This is a genomic window from Enterobacter sp. JBIWA005, from assembly GCF_019968805.1.
Taxonomy (GTDB): Bacteria; Pseudomonadota; Gammaproteobacteria; order Enterobacterales; family Enterobacteriaceae; genus Enterobacter; species Enterobacter vonholyi.
In genome coordinates this window covers 372,973-391,643 of sequence record NZ_CP074159.1, presented here as the reverse complement: position 1 = coordinate 391,643, position 18,671 = coordinate 372,973, and the positions used below count along the sequence as shown (strand labels likewise).

Here is an 18,671-nt window from a genome sequence, read left to right as displayed (position 1 = left end):
AGAGATTACGCCCCATATTTTGGTTAGCGTGCTATTTTTTTTCAATCTTTTTTTGCTGAACACGTTAAGGCAAGAAATAGCCGCAGTATGGCGCGTAGTTCCGGCATTTAGCACTCATCCGACTTCTCTATGATGATGTGCTTTCTGATGGCAGGAAGCCAAACCACTAGCCGACTGCGAATATAATATGTTCAAAATTCTCTTGATTGACCGTTGTCACTTCACCCGCACGGGGTTTGAAGCATGGCTCAATCATTCCGGTTTGTTCCCGGGACACTACGTTGTGACCGGGCTGAATAATCTGTTCCTTGCCAGGGAGCACATTCTGCAATGGAAACCCACACTGGTTATCGCCGATCTGTACGGCTTCAGGCAGGATATTCATCATTTTCAGCAGCTCTCGTCCTTGCTCAACGCCAGTGAACGCTTACCGTTTATTTTGCTGCAGTCGGGAGAGGACAACGGCATGGCAGACTGGCTCGGACAGTTCCCGGTCTGGTCGTCGCTGTTGAAAAACGCCAGTCTCGAAGAAGTGGCAACGACTATAAACGACGCATTAACCTCGCGCTCATGCGCTGAAAGGCCCACGGCAGCCGCCCCGTTGCTGACCCGGCAGGAAGAGAAAGTGCTGACATTGTGGATGGACGGCGCGAGCAATCAAAAGATTGCTGCTCACCTGAGTATCAACGGAAAAACGGTCTATACCTATAAACGTAATATCCGCATGAAATTGCATATGGATACGCGTTTTTCTCCGTTCTTATCCCTGCAGGAATCAAAAAGCTGACGGTACGAAACGGCTGGTCTCGTACCGTGTGTTAATTACTGCTGAGCTTTAGTTGCCGCACCAGAGATTGCGCTACCACCTTCAGAAATATCCTGACCAACGCCACGCGTGGTATTACAGGCTGTTAATACTGAAGAAAGTACCAGGACTGAAAAGATCGCTGCAATTGTCTTCTTAACCATAATATCTTCCTTTTATAGCCAAAGTTGTTTTGTGTATAGCAACTTAAGGATAGACAAGATCCCGCCGGATGACGGAAAAGGAAGCATTTTTAGGAAAATTAGACGAACTTAGCTGGCGGCGTGAGAAATGATATGACCGAGATCCTGGATATCTTGTCCCATTCCACGCGTGGTGTTACAGCCGGAAAGCAATGCACTGGAAAGCGCTAACAGAAGCAGAATTTTAACGGTACGTTTCATCATCCCTGCCTGCAAAAATCAGGCGCAGCGGGCGCTGCGCCTTCAATCATGACGTAAATTACTTCACGCGGGACACGTATTCGCCGGAGCGGGTATCCACTTTGATCACTTCGCCAGTCTGTACGAACAGTGGAACTTTAACCACTGCGCCGGTAGACAGTTTGGCTGGTTTACCGCCGGTACCTGCGGTATCACCTTTCAGACCTGGATCGGTTTCAACGATTTCCAGTTCTACGAAGTTTGGTGGGGTCACAGCGATAGGCTGACCGTTCCACAGGGTTACGATGCACTCAGCCTGGTCCAGCAGCCATTTAGCGCTATCACCTACCGCTTTCTCATCAGCAGACAGCTGTTCGAAAGTGGAGTTGTTCATGAAATGCCAGAACTCGCCATCGTTGTACAGATAGGTCAGGTTCATATCAACAACATCAGCGCCTTCAGCGGAGTCAGTAGACTTGAAGGTTTTCTCAACACGGGTACCGGTCAGCAGACGGCGCAGCTTAACGCGTGCGAATGCCTGGCCTTTACCTGGTTTAACGAATTCGCTGGCTTCAACCGCGTACGGTTCGCCGTCCATCATGATTTTAAGACCAGCACGAAAATCGTTGCTATAGTACGTTGCCATAAGGCCCTCTAAATTTGTTAACTGGTAGCTAAGCCACAAAATGGCGCATATTGTAACCCTAAACACCCCGTCCAGAGAAGATTGGTTATCGCAACTTGCCGATGTAATCACCAGTCCTGATGAATTGCTGCGTCTTTTAGACCTCGATCAGCACCCAGAGTTGCTTGCCGGCCGCGAGGCAAAGCGCCTTTTCGCCCTGCGCGTTCCCCGTGCGTTTGTGGCGCGGATGGAGAAAGGCAACCCCGACGATCCGCTATTAAAACAAACGCTTACTTCGCAGGATGAGTTTATCACCGCGCCGGGATACAGCACCGATCCGCTGGAAGAGCAGAACAGCGTGGTGCCTGGTTTACTGCACAAATATCTCAACCGTGCCCTGCTGCTGGTAAAGGGCGGCTGCGCGGTAAATTGTCGTTATTGCTTCCGTCGGCACTTCCCGTATGCCGAAAACCAGGGCAATAAACGCAACTGGCAGGTCGCGCTGGACTATATTGCCGCCCATTCAGAGCTGGATGAGATTATTTTTTCCGGAGGCGATCCGCTGATGGCAAAAGATCACGAGCTGGACTGGCTGCTGACACAGCTGGAAGCCATCCCGCACATTAAACGTCTGCGCATTCATAGCCGTTTGCCGATTGTTATTCCCGCGCGGATCACCGACGGACTGGTGTCACGCCTGGAGCAGTCAAGATTGCAGGTGCTGCTGGTGAACCATATCAACCACGGGAACGAAATTGACGATGATTTTCGCGCGGCGATGGCGCGTCTGCGTAAAGCGGGCGTAACGCTGCTGAACCAGAGCGTGCTGCTGCGCGGCGTGAATGACAGCGCCCGCGTGCTGGCTGACCTGAGTAACGCCCTGTTTGATGCGGGCGTGATGCCCTATTACCTGCACGTGCTGGATCGCGTTCAGGGCGCGGCCCATTTCATGGTGACGGATGAAGAAGCCCGGCAGATTATGCGCGAACTGTTAACGCTGGTTTCAGGCTATATGGTGCCGAAGCTGGCACGGGAGATTGGCGGAGAGCCGAGCAAGACGCCGCTGGACTTGCAGCTGCGACAGCACTAGTTTCCCCTCACCCTAACCCTCTCCCACAGGGAGAGGGAAAAAGGCAATCAGTTCGGGCACTTGTAGACCTGGCCGTTCATCTGGCTGGCGGTCGGCACGAAGCTGGACAGCATACTCTGCGTTGGGCTGCTCACGCCGTAAATCACGTTCCCGCCCATTGCCGCAGCCTGGTTACGCAGGGCATTCGCCGCACCGCGCATCGAGCCACCTTCTTCGCCATGCTGACCTGACATCCAGTTGCTTTGCTCACCGGTTGCCGTGCCTAACAGCTGGCATTCACTGCCAGGCTTATCTTCCACAAAGCGAACGCCCTGGCCCGCTGCCGACAGCTCATTGCTGGAGCTACAACCCGCCAGCAGCAATGCTGCCCCTACAATCCCTGCACAGACTTTTACGCGCATGTTATTCCTCGTTTTCAATAAGCTGGACAGTAGTTGTCCGTGTGTAAATCTTATACCTAAAAGATGACCAAAAGAAAAACCCCCGAGCATTTCTGCTCGGGGGTTTTTCACATTCTACGACGTAGAGCGCACGATTACATCATGCCGCCCATACCGCCCATGCCACCCATACCAGCAGCACCTAAGTCAGGCGCATCGCCTTTAGGCAGGTCGGTCACCATGCACTCGGTGGTAATCATCAGACCAGCAACAGAGGCCGCATACTGCAGAGCAGAACGGGTCACTTTAGTTGGATCCAGGATACCGAAGTCGATCATGTTGCCGTATTCTTCAGTTGCTGCGTTGTAACCGTAGTTACCTTCGCCCGCTTTCACGTTGTTCGCAACCACAGATGGCTCTTCACCGGCGTTAGAAACGATCTGACGCAGAGGGGCTTCCATTGCGCGCAGCGCAACTTTGATACCTACGTTCTGGTCTTCGTTCTGAGCGGTCAGGCCAGCCAGTTTAGCGGCAACACGCACCAGCGCGACACCACCACCAGCAACCACGCCTTCTTCTACCGCAGCACGGGTCGCGTGCAGAGCATCGTCAACGCGTGCTTTTTTCTCTTTCATTTCAACTTCGGTAGCAGCACCGACTTTGATTACCGCAACGCCGCCTGCCAGTTTCGCTACGCGCTCCTGCAGTTTTTCACGGTCGTAATCGGAAGTCGCTTCTTCGATCTGCTTACGGATCTGACCAACGCGGCCCTGAATAGCGGCTTCTTCACCCACGCCATCGATGATGGTGGTGGTGTCTTTGTTGATCACAACGCGTTTCGCCTGGCCCAGGTCTTCCAGGGTCGCTTTTTCCAGCTCCATACCGATCTCTTCAGAGATCACGGTACCGCCAGTCAGGGTAGCGATATCCTGCAGCATCGCTTTACGGCGATCGCCGAAGCCAGGTGCTTTAACCGCAGCCACTTTCACGATGCCGCGCATGGTGTTAACCACCAGGGTCGCCAGCGCTTCGCCTTCAACGTCTTCAGCGATGATAACCAGAGGCTTGCCTGCTTTCGCAACGGCTTCCAGTACTGGCAGCATTTCGCGGATGTTAGAGATTTTCTTATCAGCCAGCAGGATGAACGGGCTTTCCAGCTCAACAGCGCCAGTTTCTGGCTTGTTGATGAAGTATGGGGACAGGTAACCGCGGTCGAACTGCATACCTTCTACCACGTCCAGTTCGTCTTCCAGACCGGTACCGTCTTCAACGGTGATTACGCCTTCTTTACCGACTTTGTCCATCGCTTCAGCGATCAGTTTACCTACGGTTTCGTCGGAGTTAGCGGAGATAGTACCAACCTGAGCAATGGCTTTAGAGTCAGAGCACGGTACGGACAGCGCTTTCAGTTCTTCAACAGCGGAGGCGACAGCTTTGTCGATACCACGTTTCAGATCCATTGGGTTCATGCCCGCAGCAACGGCTTTCAGACCTTCGGTGATGATCGCCTGCGCCAGAACGGTCGCGGTGGTGGTACCGTCACCTGCAGCGTCGTTCGCTTTAGAGGCAACTTCTTTCACCATCTGAGCACCCATGTTTTCGAACTTGTCTTCCAGCTCGATTTCACGTGCTACAGAAACACCATCTTTGGTGATGGTTGGCGCGCCGAAGGATTTATCCAGCACTACGTTGCGGCCTTTCGGGCCCAGGGTCACTTTAACTGCATCTGCCAGTACGTTTACGCCGCGGAGCATTTTTACACGAGCGTCGTTACCGAATTTTACGTCTTTAGCTGCCATGTTCTTATTTCCTCAAATTCTCGTGCGTAAATTACGCTTCAACAATTGCCAGAATGTCGCTCTCGGACATGATCAACACTTCTTCATTGTCGATCTTCTCGGATTTCACGCCGTAGCCATCGTTGAAAATTACGATGTCACCAACTTTAACGTCCAGTGGCTGCACAGTTCCGTTTTCCAGGATGCGGCCCTTACCGACAGCGATGATTTCGCCACGCGTTGATTTGGCTGCTGCAGAACCGGTCAGAACGATGCCGCCAGCAGACTTGGTTTCAACTTCTTTACGTTTGACGATCACACGATCATGTAACGGACGAATACTCATTGATAGCTCTCCTTTGAGAAAGTCATTATCAGTTATGGATGACGCCGGCCCGCATGCGGTTTTCCGACTAGTGCCCTGAGAGATGGGGATAGCTTTTTACCCCTTCAAGGGGGAGTTGAAAAAAAAATTTGCGAAAGTGTTACCATCGCCTCTCTTTTGGTACTGGCAGGGCGATGTCAATGAGTGGACTCAAGCAGGAGTTGGGACTGGCGCAGGGCGTCGGACTGCTCTCAACCTCCTTGTTAGGTACAGGCGTGTTTGCCGTACCCGCACTGGCGGCGCTGGTGGCTGGAAATAACAGCCTGTGGGCGTGGCCGGCGCTGATTGTATTGGTTTTCCCGATAGCCATTGTGTTTGCCATCCTGGGGCGGCATTTCCCCAGCGCGGGCGGCGTGGCGCACTTTGTCGGACTGGCCTTTGGCCCGCGGCTGCAGCGTGTAACCGGCTGGCTGTTTCTCTCCGTGATTCCGGTTGGCCTTCCTGCGGCGTTGCATATTGCGACCGGATTTGGTCAGGCGCTGTTTGGCTGGCATAACGAGCAGTTATTGCTGGCCGAGCTGGGTACGCTGGCAATCGTATGGTGGGTGGGCTCTCGCGGCGCCAGCTCGAGCGCCAACCTGCAGACGCTGGTTGCGGTGCTGATTGTCGCGCTCGTTGTCGCTATCTGGTGGGCGGGCGATATCACCGTAAAGGAGATTCCCTTCCCGGCGGTAACAGACGTCGACCACGCGCAGCTTTTTGCCGCACTCTCCGTCATGTTCTGGTGTTTTGTCGGCCTGGAAGCCTTTGCCCATCTGGCGTCTGAATTTAAGCAGCCTGAACGTGATTTCCCCCGCGCCCTGATGATAGGCCTGCTGCTGGCTGGCACGGTCTATTGGGCGTGTACCGTGCTGGTCTTACACTTCCACGCGTTCGGAGCGGATCTCGCCGCCGCGGCATCGCTACCGGGTATCGTGGTTGATCTGTTTGGTGTGAAGGCGCTGTGGATAGCCTGCGTCATCGGCTATCTGGCCTGTTTCGCCAGCCTCAACATTTATATCCAGAGCTTTGCCCGTCTGGTATGGTCGCAGGCGCTCTACAAACCCGAGAATCGTCTCGCGCGCCTGTCTAAACGCCAGCTTCCGCTGAATGCCCTGAATGCCGTACTGGGCTGCTGCGTGGTGAGCACGCTCTGTATTTACGCACTGAAAATCAATCTGGACGCGCTCATCGTCTACGCCAACGGCATTTTCATCATGATCTACCTGCTGTGCATGCTGGCGGGATGCCGTTTGCTAAAAGGTCGCTATAAAGCTCTGGCGGTCGTCGGGGGTGTGCTCTGCCTGCTGCTGCTGGCGATGGTGGGCTGGAAGAGTTTGTACGCAATTGTCATGCTGGCAGGGCTGTGGGTGTTTTTGCCGAGGCGCGGTGCGCTCCCGGAGGCCCGGTAAGCGAAGCGCCACCGGGCAAAAACATTACCGATCGTCTTTATGGTCTAAACGGTCGTGCTGTTCATCCTTACGCTGATACTCCCCTTCGAAGGTATCGCCCGGTCCGGTGCTAAATCCGCCCCCCGGCATTCGGCTAAAGCGCAGATGCGGCAGCAGCTTCATGGTCAGGTGTTTTTGCACCGGCGGCAGAAGCAGCAGAAGGCCGAGGAAGTCGGTAAAGAACCCCGGAAGGATCAGCAGCAGCCCCGCAATAATCAATGACACGCTTTTGATCATCTCTTCCGCGGGGCTTTCCCCTGCGGCCATCTTCTGCTGCATTATCAGGAAATTTTTGAAACCTTGGTTACGCACCAGCGACATGCCGATGACGGAGGTGAAAATCACGAGAATCAGCGTCAGCAGGACGCCCAGCACATGGGCAACCTGGATAAAAATGGAAATCTCAATGTAAACATAGAGGAAGAAAGCAATAAACGGTATCCAGCGCACTGGCATCTCCTGTATGGCAAGGGCCGTCGGCCCCTGTCTGAATGTGTTCGCGACGCGCGTTTGTATGAAATGGTGACGGTTAGCGAAAATTCAATCAGTTTGCACGGATATTTTTTTGGAAATTTTAAAGCGGTGACCCATTTCACAGATTAATAATTATCATGGAATCGGCTCGATAATAAGTGATCCAGCTTACGGCAATTCGCTATCATCAGCATATGATCTCGAGCATCTGGCTGATTGAGGGAATAATCGTCGGCCAGAAAATATTCAAAACCACATAAATACTGTGTGTTTAGTACAATCCATCGGCAGCTTGAAAAGAAGGTTCACATGTTAAACAACATTCGTATCGAAGAAGACTTGTTGGGTACCAGGGAAGTTCCAGCGGATGCCTACTACGGTGTCCACACTCTGAGAGCGATTGAAAACTTCTACATCAGCAACAGTAAAATCAGCGACATCCCTGAGTTTGTCCGTGGCATGGTGATGGTGAAGAAAGCCGCAGCCCTGGCCAACAAAGAGCTGCAAACCATTCCTAAAAGCGCGGCAAATGCGATTATCGCAGCCTGCGATGAAGTGCTGAACAACGGCAAATGCATGGACCAGTTCCCGGTTGACGTCTATCAGGGCGGTGCGGGCACCTCCGTCAACATGAACACCAACGAAGTACTGGCAAACATTGGCCTGGAGCTGATGGGTCACCAGAAAGGTGAATACCAGTACCTGAACCCGAACGACCACGTCAACAAATGCCAGTCTACCAACGACGCCTACCCTACCGGCTTCCGTATCGCGGTGTATGCCTCCGTGGTGAAACTGGTGGATGCAATCAACCAACTGGGTGATGGCTTCCAGCGTAAAGCGGTTGAGTTCCAGGACATTCTGAAAATGGGTCGAACCCAGTTACAGGATGCGGTGCCGATGACCCTCGGCCAGGAATTCCACGCGTTTAACGTACTGCTGAACGAAGAGACCAAAAACCTGCTGCGCACCTCCGAGCTGCTTCTGGAAGTGAACCTGGGCGCCACCGCCATCGGTACGCGTCTGAACACCCCGGATGGCTATCAGCAGCTGGCGGTACAGAAACTGGCTGAAGTGTCTAACCTGCCGGTTGTGCCTGCAGAAGACCTGATTGAAGCCACCTCCGACTGCGGCGCCTACGTCATGGTACACAGCGCGCTGAAACGTCTGGCAGTGAAACTGTCCAAAATCTGTAACGACCTGCGCCTGCTCTCTTCCGGTCCGCGCGCTGGCCTGAATGAAATCAACCTGCCAGAGCTGCAGGCCGGTTCATCCATCATGCCGGCCAAGGTGAACCCGGTGGTGCCAGAAGTGGTGAACCAGGTTTGCTTCAAAGTCATCGGTAACGATACGACCGTGACCATGGCCTCTGAAGCGGGTCAGCTGCAGCTGAACGTGATGGAGCCGGTGATTGGCCAGGCGATGTTTGAATCTATCCACATCCTGACGAACGCCTGCTACAACCTGCTGGAAAAATGCATTAACGGCATCACGGCCAATAAAGAAGTCTGTGAAGGTTATGTCTACAACTCCATCGGGATCGTCACCTACCTCAACCCGTTCATCGGTCACCACAACGGCGACATCGTCGGTAAGATTTGTGCCGAAACCGGTAAGAGTGTACGTGAAGTAGTACTGGAGCGCGGGCTGTTGACCGAAGCCGAGCTGGACGATATCTTCTCGGCCCAAAACCTGATGCACCCGGCATATAAAGCGAAACGATATACCGATGAAAGCGAACAGTAACCGTTCAGGCTAGGCTTCTTAAGGCACGTCACTTGTGACGTGCCTTTTTTCTTTTTAGGCGTTACCAAAATACAACAATTCAATATCAACTTGTTAATAAGCAAGGCAGGTCCTTATGTTTGGAGCAGAACTCGTCATCGTCTTGTTGGCGATTTATTTGGGAGCACGACTCGGGGGTATCGGCATCGGTTTTGCCGGCGGTCTTGGAGTGCTCGTTCTTACCCTTATCTTTCAGATTAAACCCGGCGCTATACCGTTCGACGTTATCGAAATCATCATGGCTGTTATTGCCGCTATTGCCGCCATGCAGGTGGCAGGCGGTATGGACTACCTGGTAAGCCTGGCGGAGCGTATGCTGCGCCGCCATCCAAAATACATTACCTTCCTTGCTCCGCTGGTGACATGGTTTATGACCATTCTCGCCGGTACTGGCCACACCGCTTTCTCTACGTTACCGGTGATTACCGAAGTGGCGAAAGAACAGGGTATCCGTCCGTCGCGTCCGCTCTCCATTGCGGTCGTCGCGTCCCAGATCGCCATTACCGCTTCACCGATTTCCGCGGCGGTGGTCTTCTTCGCCGGTATCCTTGAGCCGATGGGCGTGAGCTACCTGACGCTGCTGGCGATCTGTATCCCGGTGACGCTGATCGCGGTGATGATTACCGCCGTGCTGTGTAACTTCCTCGGCGCTGAACTGAAAGACGATCCGGTTTATCAGGAGCGTCTGGCAAAAGGTGAAGTGAGCCTGCGCGGCAGTCAGGTCTTCGAACTGAAGCCACACGCGAAACGCTCCGTGCTGCTGTTCCTGATTGGTATCGTTGCCGTCATGTTCTACGCGACCGCCATCAGCGATACCGTAGGTCTGATCCAGAACCCGGTTCTGCCGCGTAACGAAGCGATTGTCGTGTTTATGCTGACCATCGCCACGCTGATTAGCATCACCTGTAAAATTGATACCAGCGAAGTGCTGAACGCCAGCACCTTTAAATCCGGTATGAGCGCCTGCGTGTGCGTGCTGGGTGTGGCGTGGCTCGGTGATACTTTCGTGAAAGCGCACATCAGCGACATTCAGACCGTGGCCGGGGACCTGCTGCACAACTATCCATGGCTGCTGGCGGTCGTGCTGTTCTTTGCTGCGACCCTGCTTTACTCTCAGGCCGCGACCACCAAAGCGCTGATGCCTGCGGCACTGATGCTGGGCGTAACGCCGTTGACCGCCATCGCCTCGTTTGCTGCCGTCTCCGCCCTGTTCGTGCTGCCTACCTACCCAACCCTGCTGGCGGCGGTAGAGATGGATGACACCGGCTCAACCCGTATCGGTAAGTATGTGTTTAACCATGCGTTCCTGATCCCGGGCGTGGTCGCCATTTCACTTTGCGTGATCCTCGGCTTTATCATCGGTGGCGTGGTGCTGTAAACCGCTCCCGGTTGTAAAAATAGTTAAAAACGGGCCGCTCTGCGGCCCGTTTCATTAATGACCAACCGCCTTGCGTGATATAGTTAAACCTTTCGTGATGAGGAGGTCGACTTGTGAACACGCCTGATGCTGTTGTCGTACTTTGTACCGCCCCTGATGAAGCCTCTGCCCAGGATCTCGCCGCCAAAGTGCTGGCCGAAAAACTGGCAGCCTGCGTTACGCTCCTCCCCGGTGCCACCTCTCTTTACTATTGGGAAGGTAAGCTGGAGCAAGAGTACGAGGTCCAGATGTTGCTCAAAACCAATCTGGCAAATCAGCAGGCACTCCTGGACTGCCTCAAATCTCATCATCCTTACCAAACCCCGGAGCTGCTGGTTGTGCCAGTGGTTCATGGCGATAACGACTATCTCTCATGGCTCAACGCTTCCTTACGCTGATTCTGCTGCTGTGCAGCACATCAGTAATTGCCGGGTTATTTGACGCGCCCGGCCGTTCGAACTTCATCCCTGCCGACCAGGCGTTTGTTTTCGATTTTCAGCAAAACCAGCATGACCTTACGCTCAACTGGCAGGTGAAAGAGGGCTATTACCTCTATCGCAAGCAGGTGAGCATTACGCCTGCTCAGGCCAGCGTAGGCGCATTACAGATGCCCGCTGGCGAGTGGCATGAAGATGAGTTTTACGGCAAAAGCGAGATCTATCGCCAGCGCCTGAACGTGCCTGTTACGGTGAATCAGGCGGATAAAGGCGCGACGCTGACGGTGACCTATCAGGGGTGCGCAGATGCCGGATTCTGCTATCCGCCGGAAACGAAGGTTGTTCCGCTCAGCGAAGTGAAAGCGGCTGCTGCAGTTTCTCCTCTCCCCTCGGACGAGAAGAGCGAAGACCGCGCAGACCTTCCATTCTCGGCGCTCTGGGCCTTCCTGATTGGGATTGGCATTGCCTTTACACCCTGCGTGCTGCCCATGTATCCGCTCATCTCTGGCATTGTGCTGGGCGGCAAACAGCGCCTTTCCACAGCCCGCGCGCTGCTGCTGGCCTTAATTTACGTGCAGGGTATGGCATTGACCTACACGGCCCTTGGACTTGTGGTTGCCGCTGCCGGGTTACAGTTCCAGGCCGCACTGCAGCACCCTTATGTGCTGATTGGCCTGTCGGCGATATTTATCCTGCTGGCGCTGTCGATGTTTGGCCTGTTCACGCTGCAGTTGCCCTCCTCGCTGCAAACCCGCTTAACGCTGATGAGTAATCGCCAGCAGGGTGGTTCGGCAGGCGGCGTGTTCGCAATGGGTGCCATTGCCGGGCTGATTTGTTCCCCTTGCACCACCGCGCCGCTTAGCGCCATCCTGCTCTATATCGCCCAGAGCGGAAACATGTGGCTCGGCGGCGGAACGTTGTACCTGTATGCCCTGGGCATGGGTCTGCCGCTGATTCTGGTCACGGTTTTCGGCAATCGACTGCTGCCGAAGAGCGGCCCGTGGATGGAAACGGTGAAAACCGCATTTGGCTTTGTCATTCTGGCACTGCCGGTGTTCCTGCTGGAGCGTATCATCGGTGACGTCTGGGGTATGCGCCTGTGGGCAATGCTCGGGGTAGCGTTCTTTACCTGGGCGTTTATCGTCAGCCTGGGGGCGAAAAAAGCGTGGATGCGTCTGGTACAAATCCTGCTGCTGGCTGCCGCGCTGGTAAGCGTGCGTCCTCTTCAGGACTGGGCGTTCGGCTCGCCGGTCGGCCAGACGCAGGCGCATTTGAACTTCATCCAGATTAAGAACGTTGATGAGCTCAGCAGCGCGCTCGTACAGGCAAAAGGCAAACCGGTGATGCTCGATCTCTATGCCGACTGGTGCGTCGCCTGCAAAGAGTTTGAAAAATACACCTTTAGCGATCCACAGGTGCAAAATGCCCTGAAAGAGACTGTTCTGCTCCAGGCAAACGTGACAGCCAACAATGCACAGGATAAGGCTCTGCTGAAGCAGCTTAACGTCCTCGGACTGCCAACCATTCTTTTCTTCAATCAACAGGGCCAGGAGCAGCCAGAAAAGCGTGTAACCGGGTTTATGGATGCAGCGGCATTTAGCGCGCATTTGCGCAATCGCCAACCGTAAACAACACTTTAAACGGGACAAACCGTTGGGAATAGCGGAGGAGATAACCGTGCAACGTGAAGACGTACTGGGACAAGCCCTGCAATTACTTGAGATTCAAGGGATCGCCAGCACCACGCTTGAGATGGTAGCCGACCGTATCGATTACCCCCTGGATGAACTTAAGCGCTTCTGGCCGGATAAAGAGGCGCTACTCTATGATGCCCTGCGCTATCTCAGCCAGCAGGTTGATATCTGGCGCAGGCAGCTGATGCTGAATGAAGAACTGACTGCGGAGCAGAAGCTGCTGGCGCGCTATACCGCCCTGACGGAATGTGTCAGCAACAACCGGTACCCGGGTTGTCTGTTTATCGCCGCCTGCACTTATTTTCCCGACCCTGGGCATCCTATCCACCAGTTAGCAGATCAGCAAAAGCGGGCGGCTCATGACTTCACCCATGAGCTGTTGACCACCCTGGAAGTCGACGATCCGGCGATGGTGGCGAAGCAGATGGAACTGGTGCTGGAAGGTTGCCTCAGCCGCATGCTGGTAAACCGTAGCCAGGCCGATGTGGATACAGCGCACCGCCTGGCGGAAGATATTTTGCGATTTGCTCAGTGCCGTATGGGCGGGGCGCTGACCTAAGCCAGCATGCCAGCCCAGGCAGAGACGAGAAGACACAGCGCCATCAGGCGTTGAAACCGCACCATCGCTACGGTGGTGCGAAAAATTCGGTTAACCGCTTTACCCAGCCACGCCCAGCACATCAAACAGGCTATTGAGATCAGCAGAAACCATAGCGCCATTAGCGCAATATCCCGCAATGCCTGATCGCCAGCAGGAGCAAACAGACTGACGACGGCCAGCGCCATCATCCAGGTTTTAGGGTTCACGATCTGCAGCAGTGCAGCCGCCTGAGCGGTAAATCGGATATGGTTCTCAGCGCAGAGACGAGCGGCTGGGGCGCGAAACAGCTGCCAGCTCATCCAGCTTAGCCACAGCACGCCTGTCCAGTTCATGAGCTGACGTATTAGAGGATACTGACTCAGCACTTCCCCTGCGCCGGCGCCTGATATCAGCACAATCGCACTGGCCGCGATACACCCGCCCAGAATAGCTGGTACGGTATTTTTAACGCCAAAGTGCTGGCTGTTCGTCAGCACCAGAATATTAGTAGGCCCCGGCGTAATGGAGGCGACAAACGCGAACAACAGAAAGGGTATCAAACTCACAGGTGGCTCCTTTTTATTAGAGCCATGAATGTGCCGCTATTTTTTGGAAACGTCTGGAAGGTTTGTGCACAACCTGCGGTAGTGTGCAGGAGAGATACGGTAAGCCCGCTGAAACCAGCGCCCCAGATGGCTTTGATCGGCAAATCCCACTGCGGCAGCCACATCAACAGGCTGGTCGCCACACGCAAGCAACTGTCGGGCCTTTGCCAGACGCAGTTGAATAAGCCATGCGTGAGGCGCCAGGTTGAACTCGCGCTTAAAACAGCGCGTCAGGGTGAAGCGATCGGTGCCCGTCTCGCGCGCAAGGTCTGATAGCCCTACGTTCTCGCCGATATGAGCATAGAGATAGTCGCGCGCACGGTACGCCACGGCAGCACTTTGTAACTGCGACGGCAGCTTTTTACGCCAGTGGCAATGGGCGGTGATGCGGGAGAGCAGATTATCCATTGCGCTCTGCTGAACGATCTTCAACTCATTATTATGCAGGGTGGAAAATGTCTCGCCGATAGCGCGCACCAGCTGCGGCTCCCGCGTCAACGTTTGGGCAAAGTGGAGTGAATAACTCCCGGGAGTAGATTCGTAAAGCCCCTGTAGCGCACGGATAAGCCAGCGCTCATCAAGATAGAAGGTCAGATAGGTAAAACCACCCTCTACAGGCGCATCTCCGTCGTGGATTTCACCAGGCTCGAGGAGGAAAGCGTCGCCCGGCTGGCTGCGATGACGCTCACGGCGGCAGTGAAACTGCTGCGTGCCGGAGAGGGTTATCCCTACCAGGTAGCTATCGTGCCAGTGCGGATCAAATGCATGCCCTTCGAAATGCGCTTTAATCGTCTCAATACCCGTATCTGCATGCTGACGCAGTTCAAGCCAGTCATTCACCATACTGCCCTCCTCTTACTATCAGCATTGCCGTATTACACTGGTTCTGTCTGGAAGATTTGTGCATTTTCGCGGCGAAAGCGGACAGATTGCCGTAAACTTAAGCAGTTGAACAGCTTTTCCCGAAATAATGTTGACGATAGAGCGTGATTGCGGTTTAATGCGCTCCGTTGCCCGGATAGCTCAGTCGGTAGAGCAGGGGATTGAAAATCCCCGTGTCCTTGGTTCGATTCCGAGTCCGGGCACCACTATTTAAAGAACCCAGCCTATGGCTGGGTTTTTGCTTTTCTGCGTTTATAAATCTCTTCTTTGTATTCTTGTTTCTCTTTGTCGTGGGATCGTGCGGTCTGTATTGCCAATTTGCAGCTTTACCTTATCGGGCCTACTAAACCCGTAGATCCGGCAAGTGCAGCGACACCGGTTTTTTCTGAGCACAAAGCAAAAAACCCCGCACCTTTCGGTACGGGGTTCTTATGTTTGATGCCTGGCAGTTCCCTACTCTAACATGGGGAGACCCCACACTACCATCGGCGCTACGGCGTTTCACTTCTGAGTTCGGCATGGGGTCAGGTGGGACCACCGCGCTAAAGCCGCCAGGCAAATTCTGTTAAATCTGTATCAGGCTGAAATTGATTGTTTTGTCTCTTCGCCAAAACATCTTCGGCGTTGTAAGGTTAAGCCTCACGGTTCATTAGTATCGGTTAGCTCAACGCATCGCTGCGCTTACACACCCGACCTATCAACGTCGTCGTCTTCAACGTTCCTTCAGGACCCTTAAAGGGTCAGGGAGAACTCATCTCGGGGCAAGTTTCGTGCTTAGATGCTTTCAGCACTTATCTTTTCCGCATTTAGCTACCGGGCAGTGCCATTGGCATGACAACCCGAACACCAGTGATGCGTCCACTCCGGTCCTCTCGTACTAGGAGCAGCCCCCCTCAATTCTCCAGCGCCCACGGCAGATAGGGACCGAACTGTCTCACGACGTTCTAAACCCAGCTCGCGTACCACTTTAAATGGCGAACAGCCATACCCTTGGGACCTACTTCAGCCCCAGGATGTGATGAGCCGACATCGAGGTGCCAAACACCGCCGTCGATATGAACTCTTGGGCGGTATCAGCCTGTTATCCCCGGAGTACCTTTTATCCGTTGAGCGATGGCCCTTCCATTCAGAACCACCGGATCACTATGACCTGCTTTCGCACCTGCTCGAGCCGTCACTCTCGCAGTCAAGCTAGCTTATGCCATTGCACTAACCTCCTGATGTCCGACCAGGATTAGCTAACCTTCGTGCTCCTCCGTTACTCTTTGGGAGGAGACCGCCCCAGTCAAACTACCCACCAGACACTGTCCGCAACCCGGATCACGGGTCTACGTTAGAACACCAGCCATTAAAGGGTGGTATTTCAAGGACGGCTCCACGCAGACTGGCGTCCACGCTTCAAAGCCTCCCACCTATCCTACACATCAAGGACCAGTGTTCAGTGTCAAGCTATAGTAAAGGTTCACGGGGTCTTTCCGTCTTGCCGCGGGTACACTGCATCTTCACAGCGAGTTCAATTTCACTGAGTCTCGGGTGGAGACAGCCTGGCCATCATTACGCCATTCGTGCAGGTCGGAACTTACCCGACAAGGAATTTCGCTACCTTAGGACCGTTATAGTTACGGCCGCCGTTTACCGGGGCTTCGATCAAGAGCTTCGCGTTACCGCTAACCCCATCAATTAACCTTCCGGCACCGGGCAGGCGTCACACCGTATACGTCCACTTTCGTGTTTGCACAGTGCTGTGTTTTTAATAAACAGTTGCAGCCAGCTGGTATCTTCGACTGATTTCAGCTCCACCCGCAGGGGCTTCACCTACATATCAGCGTGCCTTCTCCCGAAGTTACGGCACCATTTTGCCTAGTTCCTTCACCCGAGTTCTCTCAAGCGCCTTGGTATTCTCTACCTGACCACCTGTGTCGGTTTGGGGTACGATTTGATGTTACCTGATGCTTAGAGGCTTTTCCTGGAAGCAGGGCATTTGTTACTTCAGCACCGTAGTGCCTCGTCATCACACCTCAGCGTTAAAAAACGACCGGATTTACCTAATCGTTCCGCCTACATGCTTAAACCGGGACAACCGTCGCCCGGCTAACATAGCCTTCTCCGTCCCCCCTTCGCAGTAACACCAAGTACAGGAATATTAACCTGTTTCCCATCGACTACGCCTTTCGGCCTCGCCTTAGGGGTCGACTCACCCTGCCCCGATTAACGTTGGACAGGAACCCTTGGTCTTCCGGCGAGCGGGCTTTTCACCCGCTTTATCGTTACTTATGTCAGCATTCGCACTTCTGATACCTCCAGCATGCCTCACAGCACACCTTCAACGGCTTACAGAACGCTCCCCTACCCAACAACGCATAAGCGTCGCTGCCGCAGCTTCGGTGCATGGTTTAGCCCCGTTACATCTTCCGCGCAGGCCGACTCGACCAGTGAGCTATTACGCTTTCTTTAAATGATGGCTGCTTCTAAGCCAACATCCTGGCTGTCTGTGCCTTCCCACATCGTTTCCCACTTAACCATGACTTTGGGACCTTAGCTGGCGGTCTGGGTTGTTTCCCTCTTCACGACGGACGTTAGCACCCGCCGTGTGTCTCCCGTGATAACATTCTTCGGTATTCGTAGTTTGCATCGGGTTGGTAAGCCGGGATGGCCCCCTAGCCGAAACAGTGCTCTACCCCCGAAGATGAGTTCACGAGGCGCTACCTAAATAGCTTTCGGGGAGAACCAGCTATCTCCCGGTTTGATTGGCCTTTCACCCCCAGCCACAAGTCATCCGCTAATTTTTCAACATTAGTCGGTTCGGTCCTCCAGTTAGTGTTACCCAACCTTCAACCTGCCCATGGCTAGATCACCGGGTTTCGGGTCTATACCCTGCAACTTAACGCCCAGTTAAGACTCGGTTTCCCTTCGGCTCCCCTATACGGTTAACCTTGCTACAGAATATAAGTCGCTGACCCATTATACAAAAGGTACGCAGTCACACCACGAAGGTGCTCCCACTGCTTGTACGTACACGGTTTCAGGTTCTTTTTCACTCCCCTCGCCGGGGTTCTTTTCGCCTTTCCCTCACGGTACTGGTTCACTATCGGTCAGTCAGGAGTATTTAGCCTTGGAGGATGGTCCCCCCATATTCAGACAGGATACCACGTGTCCCGCCCTACTCTTCGAGTTCACAGCCTGTGTGCTTTCGTGTACGGGACTGTCACCCTGTACCGTGCGACTTTCCAGACGCTTCCACTAACACACAAGCTGATTCAGACTCTGGGCTGCTCCCCGTTCGCTCGCCGCTACTGGGGGAATCTCGGTTGATTTCTTTTCCTCGGGGTACTTAGATGTTTCAGTTCCCCCGGTTCGCCTCGTTAACCTATGTATTCAGTTAACGATAGTGCAACGAATTGCACTGGGTTTCCCCATTCGGACATCGCCGGGTCAAAGGTTCATATCACCTCGCCGGCGCTTTTCGCAGATTAGCACGTCCTTCATCGCCTCTGACTGCCAGGGCATCCACCGTGTACGCTTAGTCGCTTAACCTCACAACCCGAAGATGTTTCACTTCTGATTGCGAAAATTTGAGAGACTCGAACACACCATTAAGATGTGTCGTTTCAATTTTCAGCTTGATCCAGATTTTTAAAGAGCAAAACTTCGCAGTGCACCTTTTCAGGTTCACTCTGAAGTTTTCTTGTGTTTGCAGTAAAAGATGGTGGAGCTATGCGGGATCGAACCGCAGACCTCCTGCGTGCAAAGCAGGCGCTCTCCCAGCTGAGCTATAGCCCCATCGTTTTGCAATCTCTGTACCGCTCATCCTTTAAAAGGAGTTTGGTAGGCCTGAGTGGACTTGAACCACCGACCTCACCCTTATCAGGGGTGCGCTCTAACCACCTGAGCTACAAGCCTGCAGAGATTTTTACTGCTGTT

Annotated in this window: 17 protein-coding genes, 3 tRNA genes and 2 rRNA genes; 9 read left to right on the top strand and 13 right to left on the bottom strand. The window is 53.8% G+C overall.

Going from position 1 to position 18,671, the window contains the following annotated elements:
* The first annotated feature begins 187 nt into the window (after positions 1–187).
* Positions 188–787, top strand: coding sequence for a LuxR C-terminal-related transcriptional regulator (locus KGP22_RS01820; RefSeq protein ID WP_111965408.1), 600 nt, complete (start codon positions 188–190; stop codon positions 785–787).
* A gap of 35 nt (positions 788–822) precedes the next feature.
* Here KGP22_RS01820 and ecnB read toward each other — a convergent pair whose 3' ends face one another.
* From ecnB to efp, 3 genes are all read right to left on the bottom strand, one after another.
* On the bottom strand, positions 823–969 hold the full coding sequence (ecnB, locus tag KGP22_RS01815; RefSeq protein WP_003025482.1) for a lipoprotein toxin entericidin B: 147 nt from the start codon (positions 967–969) through the stop codon (positions 823–825).
* Positions 970–1,077: 108 nt separating this feature from the next.
* Positions 1,078–1,209: an entericidin A/B family lipoprotein gene (locus KGP22_RS01810; RefSeq protein WP_024907352.1), complete on the bottom strand. Its 132-nt coding sequence runs from the start codon at positions 1,207–1,209 to the stop codon at positions 1,078–1,080.
* Positions 1,210–1,267: 58 nt separating this feature from the next.
* Positions 1,268–1,834: an elongation factor P gene (gene efp / locus KGP22_RS01805; RefSeq protein WP_008502940.1), complete on the bottom strand. Its 567-nt coding sequence runs from the start codon at positions 1,832–1,834 to the stop codon at positions 1,268–1,270.
* Positions 1,835–1,874: 40 nt separating this feature from the next.
* Here efp and epmB point away from each other — a divergent pair, with 40 nt between their 5' ends.
* Entirely contained in the window at positions 1,875–2,903 is a 1,029-nt protein-coding gene (gene epmB, locus KGP22_RS01800; RefSeq protein WP_111965409.1) for an EF-P beta-lysylation protein EpmB, read from the top strand.
* 47 nt (positions 2,904–2,950) lie between these two features.
* Here the strand turns inward: epmB and KGP22_RS01795 are convergent, their stop codons facing one another.
* The 3 genes from KGP22_RS01795 to KGP22_RS01785 form a co-directional block, all read right to left on the bottom strand.
* A complete protein-coding gene (locus KGP22_RS01795) occupies positions 2,951–3,304 on the bottom strand; it encodes a DUF4156 domain-containing protein (protein ID WP_023310115.1) in 354 nt (117 codons plus the stop codon).
* Between the two features lie 134 nt (positions 3,305–3,438).
* Positions 3,439–5,082 carry a chaperonin GroEL gene (gene groL / locus KGP22_RS01790; RefSeq protein ID WP_023310114.1) on the bottom strand — a complete coding sequence of 548 codons (1,644 nt, stop codon included), beginning with the start codon at positions 5,080–5,082 and terminating at the stop codon, positions 3,439–3,441.
* 31 nt (positions 5,083–5,113) lie between these two features.
* Positions 5,114–5,407: a co-chaperone GroES gene (locus KGP22_RS01785; protein ID WP_003855929.1), complete on the bottom strand. Its 294-nt coding sequence runs from the start codon at positions 5,405–5,407 to the stop codon at positions 5,114–5,116.
* 179 nt (positions 5,408–5,586) lie between these two features.
* Between KGP22_RS01785 and yjeH the strand changes: the two genes are divergently transcribed.
* Complete coding sequence (gene yjeH / locus KGP22_RS01780; RefSeq protein WP_223581020.1) at positions 5,587–6,837, top strand: L-methionine/branched-chain amino acid transporter; 1,251 nt, start codon at positions 5,587–5,589, stop codon at positions 6,835–6,837.
* Positions 6,838–6,861: 24 nt separating this feature from the next.
* Here yjeH and KGP22_RS01775 read toward each other — a convergent pair whose 3' ends face one another.
* Complete coding sequence (locus KGP22_RS01775) at positions 6,862–7,326, bottom strand: FxsA family protein (RefSeq protein WP_023616652.1); 465 nt, start codon at positions 7,324–7,326, stop codon at positions 6,862–6,864.
* 333 nt (positions 7,327–7,659) lie between these two features.
* Between KGP22_RS01775 and aspA the strand changes: the two genes are divergently transcribed.
* The 5 genes from aspA (at position 7,660) to KGP22_RS01750 (ending at position 13,242) form a co-directional block, all read left to right on the top strand.
* Complete coding sequence (aspA, locus tag KGP22_RS01770; RefSeq protein WP_003855923.1) at positions 7,660–9,096, top strand: aspartate ammonia-lyase; 1,437 nt, start codon at positions 7,660–7,662, stop codon at positions 9,094–9,096.
* Between the two features lie 115 nt (positions 9,097–9,211).
* Positions 9,212–10,513: an anaerobic C4-dicarboxylate transporter gene (locus tag KGP22_RS01765; RefSeq protein ID WP_024907357.1), complete on the top strand. Its 1,302-nt coding sequence runs from the start codon at positions 9,212–9,214 to the stop codon at positions 10,511–10,513.
* 113 nt (positions 10,514–10,626) lie between these two features.
* Positions 10,627–10,950 carry a divalent cation tolerance protein CutA gene (gene cutA, locus KGP22_RS01760; RefSeq protein WP_111965412.1) on the top strand — a complete coding sequence of 108 codons (324 nt, stop codon included), beginning with the start codon at positions 10,627–10,629 and terminating at the stop codon, positions 10,948–10,950.
* Positions 10,926–12,617 carry a protein-disulfide reductase DsbD gene (locus KGP22_RS01755; protein WP_149367296.1) on the top strand — a complete coding sequence of 564 codons (1,692 nt, stop codon included), beginning with the start codon at positions 10,926–10,928 and terminating at the stop codon, positions 12,615–12,617. The genes cutA and KGP22_RS01755 overlap by 25 nt, the downstream gene beginning before the upstream one ends.
* A gap of 49 nt (positions 12,618–12,666) precedes the next feature.
* A complete protein-coding gene (locus KGP22_RS01750; RefSeq protein ID WP_032643754.1) occupies positions 12,667–13,242 on the top strand; it encodes a transcriptional regulator in 576 nt (191 codons plus the stop codon).
* Here the strand turns inward: KGP22_RS01750 and KGP22_RS01745 are convergent.
* Together KGP22_RS01745 and KGP22_RS01740 are read right to left on the bottom strand one after the other, a co-directional pair.
* A complete protein-coding gene (locus KGP22_RS01745; protein ID WP_149367295.1) occupies positions 13,239–13,829 on the bottom strand; it encodes a LysE family translocator in 591 nt (196 codons plus the stop codon). The genes KGP22_RS01750 and KGP22_RS01745 overlap by 4 nt on opposite strands.
* 36 nt (positions 13,830–13,865) lie before the next feature.
* Positions 13,866–14,711 (bottom strand): AraC family transcriptional regulator, encoded by an 846-nt coding sequence (locus KGP22_RS01740; RefSeq protein WP_133293614.1) that lies wholly within the window; start codon positions 14,709–14,711, stop codon positions 13,866–13,868.
* A 169-nt stretch (positions 14,712–14,880) separates the two neighbouring features.
* Here KGP22_RS01740 and KGP22_RS01735 point away from each other — a divergent pair.
* Positions 14,881–14,956 (top strand) — tRNA-Phe (locus tag KGP22_RS01735).
* A 234-nt stretch (positions 14,957–15,190) separates the two neighbouring features.
* Here KGP22_RS01735 and rrf read toward each other — a convergent pair.
* From rrf to KGP22_RS01715, 4 genes are all read right to left on the bottom strand, one after another.
* Positions 15,191–15,306, bottom strand: a 5S ribosomal RNA gene (rrf, locus tag KGP22_RS01730).
* Between the two features lie 72 nt (positions 15,307–15,378).
* Positions 15,379–18,284: ribosomal RNA gene (locus KGP22_RS01725) — 23S ribosomal RNA — on the bottom strand.
* 170 nt (positions 18,285–18,454) lie between these two features.
* Positions 18,455–18,530: transfer RNA gene (locus KGP22_RS01720), tRNA-Ala, on the bottom strand.
* 43 nt (positions 18,531–18,573) lie between these two features.
* Positions 18,574–18,650 (bottom strand) — tRNA-Ile (locus tag KGP22_RS01715).
* Between the last annotated feature and the right edge of the window lie 21 nt (positions 18,651–18,671).